The following is a 6,000-nucleotide window of genomic DNA, read 5'->3' as shown; positions in this document are numbered from 1 at the left end:
GTCGGCGCACCGCGGTCGGGGGAGGGCTCGCCGGGCCGGACGCGGCGGAAGGGCACGTCCTGCTCGAGGGAGCGGCTCGCGGCCCGCGCGGCCCTGGCGAACGCCGGGTCGTCGAGGCGGGCGATGCGGACGAGGAGGTACGGCGGCACGACGGTTCGTCTCATGTCCCGATCCTGGCACCGACCTCCGACACCGTCCCGGGCTCGCCGGAGCGGCCCCGATGCTGTAGCGGCGGCCGGGCGGGCGGTAGCGTGAGCGCGACGAGCGGTATCCAGCGAGCCGGGGCGCAGCCCCGAGGACGAGGGCGGACATGGGCATCATCACCCGGGGTTTCTTCGGGAAGAGGGAGACGAATCCGGACCTCCCGCCGGGTCAGTACCTCGAGAACGGCTTCCCCGTCCTCTCGGTCGGGTCGACCCCGAACATCCACGAGTGGGCCTTCTCGATCGACGCCGGTCCGTCCGCGTCCGACGGTGGAGCTGGGAGCAGTTCGCCGCCCTGCCCCACGAGGACGTGCACACCGACATCCACTGCGTCACGCGATGGTCGAAGCTCGGCACGAGCTGGCGAGGAGTCTCGGTCGACACCCTGCTCGAGGGCATTGAGAGCGACGCCGGCTTCGTGATGGCGCAGAGCTTCGGCGGTTACACCACCAACCTCCCGCTCGCGGAGATCCGGGGCGGGAAGGCGTGGGTCGCGACCGAGTTCGACGGGAAGCCGCTCGCCGCCGAGCACGGTGGCCCGGCACGGCTTCTGGTGCCGCACCTTTACTTTTGGAAGAGCGCCAAATGGGTCAGGACGCTGCGCCTGATGCCGGGCGACGAGCCCGGCTTCTGGGAGCAGAACGGCTACCACATGCACGGGGACCCGTGGAAGGAGGAGCGCTACTGGTGATCTGGACGGAGGCGGTGGCCGAGTCGGTCACTCCGCTCACGCCCACCGCGCGCCTGCTCTCGCTCCGCGTTCCCGGCTGGCCCGGCCACCTCGCCGGGCAGCACCTCGACGTGCGCTTGACCGCTCCCGACGGCTATCAGGCGAGCCGCTCGTACTCGATCGGCGCGCCCGCCGAGGGCGAGCGGGTCGAGCTGGCGATCGAGCGGCTCGACGACGGCGAGGTCTCGCCGTACCTGGTCGACGCTCTGGAGCCGGGTGACCGGCTCGAGGTCCGCGGGCCGGTCGGCGGCTGGTTCGTCTGGCGCCCCGAGCAGACCGAACCGGTCCAGCTCATCGCCGGCGGGAGCGGCGTGGTGCCGCTGATGGCGATGGCGCGCGAGCACGTGCGGGCCGGGAGCGCGGCGCGGATGCAGCTGCTCTACTCCGTGCGCTCGCCCGCGTTCGTCTACTACCGCGAGGAGCTGGCGGCGCTCGCCGAGCGTTCGGCGGCCTCGGGCGGGGTCACAGTGGACCGCGTGTTCACCCGGGTGGCGCCGACGGGTGGGGCGCGCCCGGCCGGCCGCGTTACTCCGGACCTGCTCGCGGCCGCCGTGCTCCCGGCCTCGCTCGAGCCCACCGTCTATGTCTGCGGCCCGACGTCGTTCGTCGAGGCGGTCGCACCGCCCTGGTCGACCAGGGCCACGCCCCCGAGCGCGTCCGCACGGAGCGCTTCGGCGGAGCCTGACGGCACTGCCTGCGGGACGCAGCGTGGGAACGGAACCACGCCGCGCGGCTGTCACACGCGGCGTCTCGCGGAGGGGAGGATCACTCGAAGGAGACGGTGCGGTTCTCGCCCACGTCGGGCCGGCCGCCTGTGACAGCGGCCTTGAGGACCGCGAACAGCACCACGGGGCGCGGTTCGTCGCTCGCCCACAGTTCCACCGTCTCGGCCTCGACGCGGATCAGCGCGACGCTCGGGTCGTCCTTGCCGTCGGGGAACCAGCCGGCGACCGCGGGAGACCACAGCTCGTCCACTTTCGCGGGGTCGTGCACGACGGTCGCCGAGCCGGCCACCGAGAGGTAGCCCTTCTTCGACTCGAACGCCACGTTCACGCTCGGGTTCGCGCGGATGTCGTCGACCTTGGGTGAGGGATCCTGCGTGAAGAACCAGAGCTCGCCGTCGAAGTCGATGTCCTGTGCGGCGAGCGGGCGGCTGACGAGCTGCCCGGTCCCGGTGACGGTGGTGAGCAGCCCGATCCGCGCGCTCTTCACCAGCTCGATGATCTGGGCGCGGTCGTCGGAGTCGGCGGGAGGGATCTCGGTGTCGGTCATGGGTGCGACGCTACGCGTGCGGGTGAGGGCCGCAAGGGGTGGTGACTTCGTCGTGGCAGTGCCTACGGTCGAGGCATGGACACCGATTCGACCTACACGGCCATTCTCGACAGCGGGGCGGAGCGGGAGAGCATCCGCCTCGAGATGATCGACGGCTCCCCGCAGCGCTCCTTCACCCGCGTCGCCGACATCGACGGCGAGGAGGTGGAGGTCGTCTGGGAGCTTGAGCCCGACGACGACGGCTTCCACGTCTACCGCCCGGTCCGCGTCGAGGGCCGCGACGACGACAGCGGTGCCGTCTCGGACGAGCAGCTCACCGCCGGCGGCGGTGCGGGTGCGGCCTCGGGCGACTGACCTCCGAGAACCGGCCCGCCGTCGCACGAGAGGACGTCGACCGGGCCCCGGGCTCTCCCACACGCCAGTCCGTGCCCGCTCGCCCGTCCGCCCCGCACTCATGCGGTCGCGAGGGGAGTCGTGCAGCGGCGAGACGTCGCGGATGCGGTCGTGGCTCCGGCGCGAACAGTCCTGGTCAGCCGTTCTGTTCTGGTCACCGCCACCGGCCGAGGGGCACCGCGCCGCCGATCCGACTGCCCAGCACGCATCCCCTAGGGTGTGAGGCATGAGCACGTCACCCGACGGCGCGCCCGGGTACCAGGCTCCGCCTGCCCCGCGAGCGGCCGGATCCACCCCCTCGCGACGCTCGGTCCGCACCGCCGCCCAGGAGGGTCCGCGACGTGCCGAGAGGACGACGGGCGTGCGCCGTGGCGTTGCGCGGGCCGGCGGAGGGCGGAGCGTGTGGCGCCGACACGGTCCTGCGATCCTCTCGATCGTGCTGGCGATCCTTGCCGTCCCGCTCTCCTTCTTCGTGTGGTACGCCCTCATCTCGCTCGGTGCGTACCCCGGCGACCAGGCGGTCAGCGATCTGCTCATCGGCGTCCTCTACACGGCGATCGTGCACTCGATCCTCCTCGCCGGGATCCTGCTCGGAGTCTCCTCGATCCGCGCTCGCCGCCGCGAGAAGATCGTCCCGATCGTCGGCTGGATCGGCATCGTCCTGAACGCCATCGTGCTCATCTACTGGGAGCTGCTGGTGTCGCCGTGGCTGGTCGTGCTCTGGAACCGGGCGATCGGCGCCTGATCCCCTGTCGGCGCCTGATCCTGCCCCTGCTCTGGTAGGCTCGTCCGGTTGCCGTTCGACGGCCGCGGATCAAGAGAGCCCACGCATCAGGCGCCGGGCACCGCGCAACGAGAGAGAGGGGATCCCATATATGGCACTCGAAGGAGATGTCAAGAAGGCGATCATCGAAGAGTACGCGACCCACCCCGGTGACACCGGATCCCCCGAGGTCCAGGTGGCCGTCCTGACCAAGCGGATCAAAGACCTCACCGAGCACCTCAAGGAGCACAAGCACGACCACCACTCGCGTCGTGGCCTGCTTCTGCTCGTGGGTCAGCGTCGTCGACTCCTCGGCTACCTGTCGGATGTGGACATCAACCGCTACCGCTCGCTGATCGAGCGTCTCGGTCTGCGCCGCTAGTTCCTCCGGGAGCAGGGCGCGGTCTCGATGACACCGCGAACTTCTGAGCCGTTCGGGCCGTCCTCCTCGCGGAGGGCGGCCCGTTCCGCGTTTCCACCTCACGGCAGCGGTGCGGGCCTCTCGACGGCACCCCACGAGAAACCGCTCGACGCCGAGAACCACTCGGCCGCCGCCCGCTCTAGCGCCGCATCGGCCTCCCGTCGTCCGGGAGCCTCAACCGCGTCGGCGAGCGCGGGGAGCGCAACCCTCCAGGCCGCCGCGCTGCGCTGCGCTCGCTCCCAATCGCGGCTGCAGACCGGGTCGGCCGCGGCGGCCGCGAGGGCCGACGGCGAGGTCACCGCCCAGCTCGTCCCCGACTCCGCCACCGCGACCGCGCAGGTCAGCGCGGCGCCCCGGATGATGCTGTCGGGTCCTGCTGAAGGGCCGATCGCCTGATCCTGCGCCGCCACGACGGACGCGAGGGCGAGCTGGAGGCGCGTGGAGGCATCGTCCGGCCGCGGCCGGATCCACCCGTCCCCGGCCGACACGGACGCGGCCGAGTCCGGCGCGAGCAGCAGCCCGGACGAGGACTGCGACGCGTGCAGACTCAGCAGCCCCGTCACTCCGTCGGTCCCGCTCGCCACGCCACGCACGGAGGCGTCGCCGAGGCTCCAGACCACCGGCGTGCGGTTGTGGATCGTCAGCCGGCGGTGATCCTCGTCGACGCAGGCGACGAGGTGGCCGGCCGGTACTCCGGCACCACCCTCGAGAGCGGACGAGGCGGCCAACAACTCCCGTGCCTGGACGCACTGAGCGGGCGCCGCCCGGCGGGGCTCATCGGAGGCGTTCAGCGCCCCGTGCACGCCCGCTGCAGCGGCGGTCGCGAGTGCCACCGCAGCGAGGAGGAGCGCTACGCCGCGTCTGCCCATCGCCGCACCTCCTGCTCGGAGGCTAGACCGGGACGGCCCTCTCGGCCAGCGGTCGCGGCGCACCCGGGCACCGCTCACTGCGGAACTCCCGCGCGCTGCGCCAGTAACGCGGTCAGCGCCTGAACCGCTGCCGATCGCTCGCCTGCTGACCGGGCTCGGTGTCGGCGCGTTCACCGCGACGGCCACCGCGCACCTCTCGGATCTGCGCGCCATCGCCCGTCCGGAGGGAGGCCGGGCACCTCCCGCGCGGTCTCGACCCTCGTCAGCATGGGCGGCTCGCTCGCGGCCCGTTCACGGAGGCGTGTTCGCCGGGACCGTGCGAGAGCCCCTGGTTGCTCCCTACGCCGTGTTCCTCGTCCTCCTGATCGGGGTCGCCCTCGTACCAGAGACGGTCGAGCGCCGCGAGATCCTGCCCGCCTACCGCCCGCAGCGCCTCGCCGTGCCGGTTCTGGCGATCGGAGCCGCGCTCGCGCTCCTGCCCGCCGTGCCCGGTCTGCTCGGCTTCGTCGCCGTGGTGCTGCTCCTGGCGCTGGCGGCCATCGCGCGGATGCGCTGCACCGCCTGACCGGAGCGTGCGCAGGCTCCTGCGCTCCACAATGGAGCCATGAAGCTCTTCTCGTTCGGTCGCGGTGATGCGAACCCCCTGCCCGCCGATGACCGCGGCTCCGGCACGCTCGACGACTACGACTACGAGCTGCGCCCCACGTCCCGACGGGGGAGCACGCTCCTCGTGCTCGCTGACTCCCGACCGCACCAGGAGGAGATCGCCCGGGTGCTGGCGCTCGGCGAGGACGAGGTCACCGCCGTCATCCCTCGCCGCACCCTCGAGGAGGAGCGCGTCGACGCACCGATGCCGGTGCGCCTCTTCGCCGCCCAGCGCCCCTCCGGACTCGTCGGTCAGGTGCCTCGTGGTCTCGAGAACGTCGTCGACGCGGCCCTCGCCCGACTCTCGGAGACGGGGAGGTCGCCGCGCATCCCGGCCCGGATCGTGACGGCGAAGGGTCAGCTGCGCGTCCAGCTGCTGATGCACGAGACCCGTGGCTGATGCACGAGACCGATGGCTGACGTCTCCTCCCGCGCTCGGGCCGGCCCGGATCGCCGCGACGGATTCATGGATGAACCGCGCCGCTGCTGATAGCATGAACCGGTTCCGAACCCGAAAGCGACCGCCGGTCGACACCGGGTTCGAACCACGGAGCAGGCTGGCAGGAAGCTGGTCCTCGGTGGTGGAGTCCCGGACGGCGGCACAGTGTCGCCCCCACGGCAGGTGTTCTCACACGGCACACCCGTCGCGGCAGCCCGGAGCTTTTCTACTGGTGGCCAGCAGGAACGCCCTCCACACGACGGCT

The 6,000-nt window shown here is 72.0% G+C and carries 8 protein-coding genes and 1 pseudogene; 7 read left to right on the top strand and 2 right to left on the bottom strand.

The features are described from left to right. Window positions 1–310 precede the first annotated feature (310 nt). Window positions 311–894, top strand: a pseudogene (locus tag ACH61_RS01280) (molybdopterin-dependent oxidoreductase). Then, entirely contained in the window at window positions 891–1,751 is an 861-nt protein-coding gene (locus ACH61_RS01275; protein ID WP_330220114.1) for an FAD-binding oxidoreductase, read from the top strand. Before ACH61_RS01280 ends, ACH61_RS01275 begins: the two are co-directional and overlap by 4 nt. On the opposite strand, the gene ACH61_RS01270 is transcribed toward ACH61_RS01275, so the two are convergent. Then, on the bottom strand, window positions 1,699–2,205 hold the full coding sequence (locus tag ACH61_RS01270; protein WP_068207584.1) for a pyridoxamine 5'-phosphate oxidase family protein: 507 nt from the start codon (window positions 2,203–2,205) through the stop codon (window positions 1,699–1,701). The genes ACH61_RS01275 and ACH61_RS01270 overlap by 53 nt on opposite strands. A gap of 75 nt (window positions 2,206–2,280) precedes the next feature. On the opposite strand from ACH61_RS01270, the gene ACH61_RS01265 reads away from it, so the two are divergent. From ACH61_RS01265 to rpsO, 3 genes are all read left to right on the top strand, one after another. Continuing rightward, a complete protein-coding gene (locus ACH61_RS01265) occupies window positions 2,281–2,559 on the top strand; it encodes a hypothetical protein (RefSeq protein WP_068207580.1) in 279 nt (92 codons plus the stop codon). A gap of 265 nt (window positions 2,560–2,824) precedes the next feature. Beyond that, window positions 2,825–3,343 carry a hypothetical protein gene (locus ACH61_RS01260; RefSeq protein WP_132505618.1) on the top strand — a complete coding sequence of 173 codons (519 nt, stop codon included), beginning with the start codon at window positions 2,825–2,827 and terminating at the stop codon, window positions 3,341–3,343. Between the two features lie 130 nt (window positions 3,344–3,473). Beyond that, on the top strand, window positions 3,474–3,743 hold the full coding sequence (gene rpsO / locus ACH61_RS01255; protein WP_056042292.1) for a 30S ribosomal protein S15: 270 nt from the start codon (window positions 3,474–3,476) through the stop codon (window positions 3,741–3,743). A 98-nt stretch (window positions 3,744–3,841) separates the two neighbouring features. Here rpsO and ACH61_RS16645 read toward each other — a convergent pair whose 3' ends face one another. Next, entirely contained in the window at window positions 3,842–4,651 is an 810-nt protein-coding gene (locus ACH61_RS16645; RefSeq protein WP_068207573.1) for a hypothetical protein, read from the bottom strand. Window positions 4,652–4,952: 301 nt separating this feature from the next. Between ACH61_RS16645 and ACH61_RS01245 the strand changes: the two genes are divergently transcribed. Beyond that, a complete protein-coding gene (locus ACH61_RS01245; RefSeq protein WP_068207570.1) occupies window positions 4,953–5,216 on the top strand; it encodes a hypothetical protein in 264 nt (87 codons plus the stop codon). Window positions 5,217–5,255: 39 nt separating this feature from the next. Then, window positions 5,256–5,696, top strand: a complete 441-nt coding sequence (locus ACH61_RS01240) for a hypothetical protein (RefSeq protein ID WP_068207567.1) — start codon at window positions 5,256–5,258, stop codon at window positions 5,694–5,696. The last annotated feature ends 304 nt before the right edge of the window (window positions 5,697–6,000 follow it).

The sequence above is a fragment of the Rathayibacter tanaceti genome, assembly GCF_001634385.1.
GTDB classification, from domain to species: Bacteria; Actinomycetota; Actinomycetes; order Actinomycetales; family Microbacteriaceae; genus Rathayibacter; species Rathayibacter tanaceti.
Note: the sequence above shows the minus strand (reverse complement) of the source record. Positions and strands in the feature narration are given on the sequence as shown.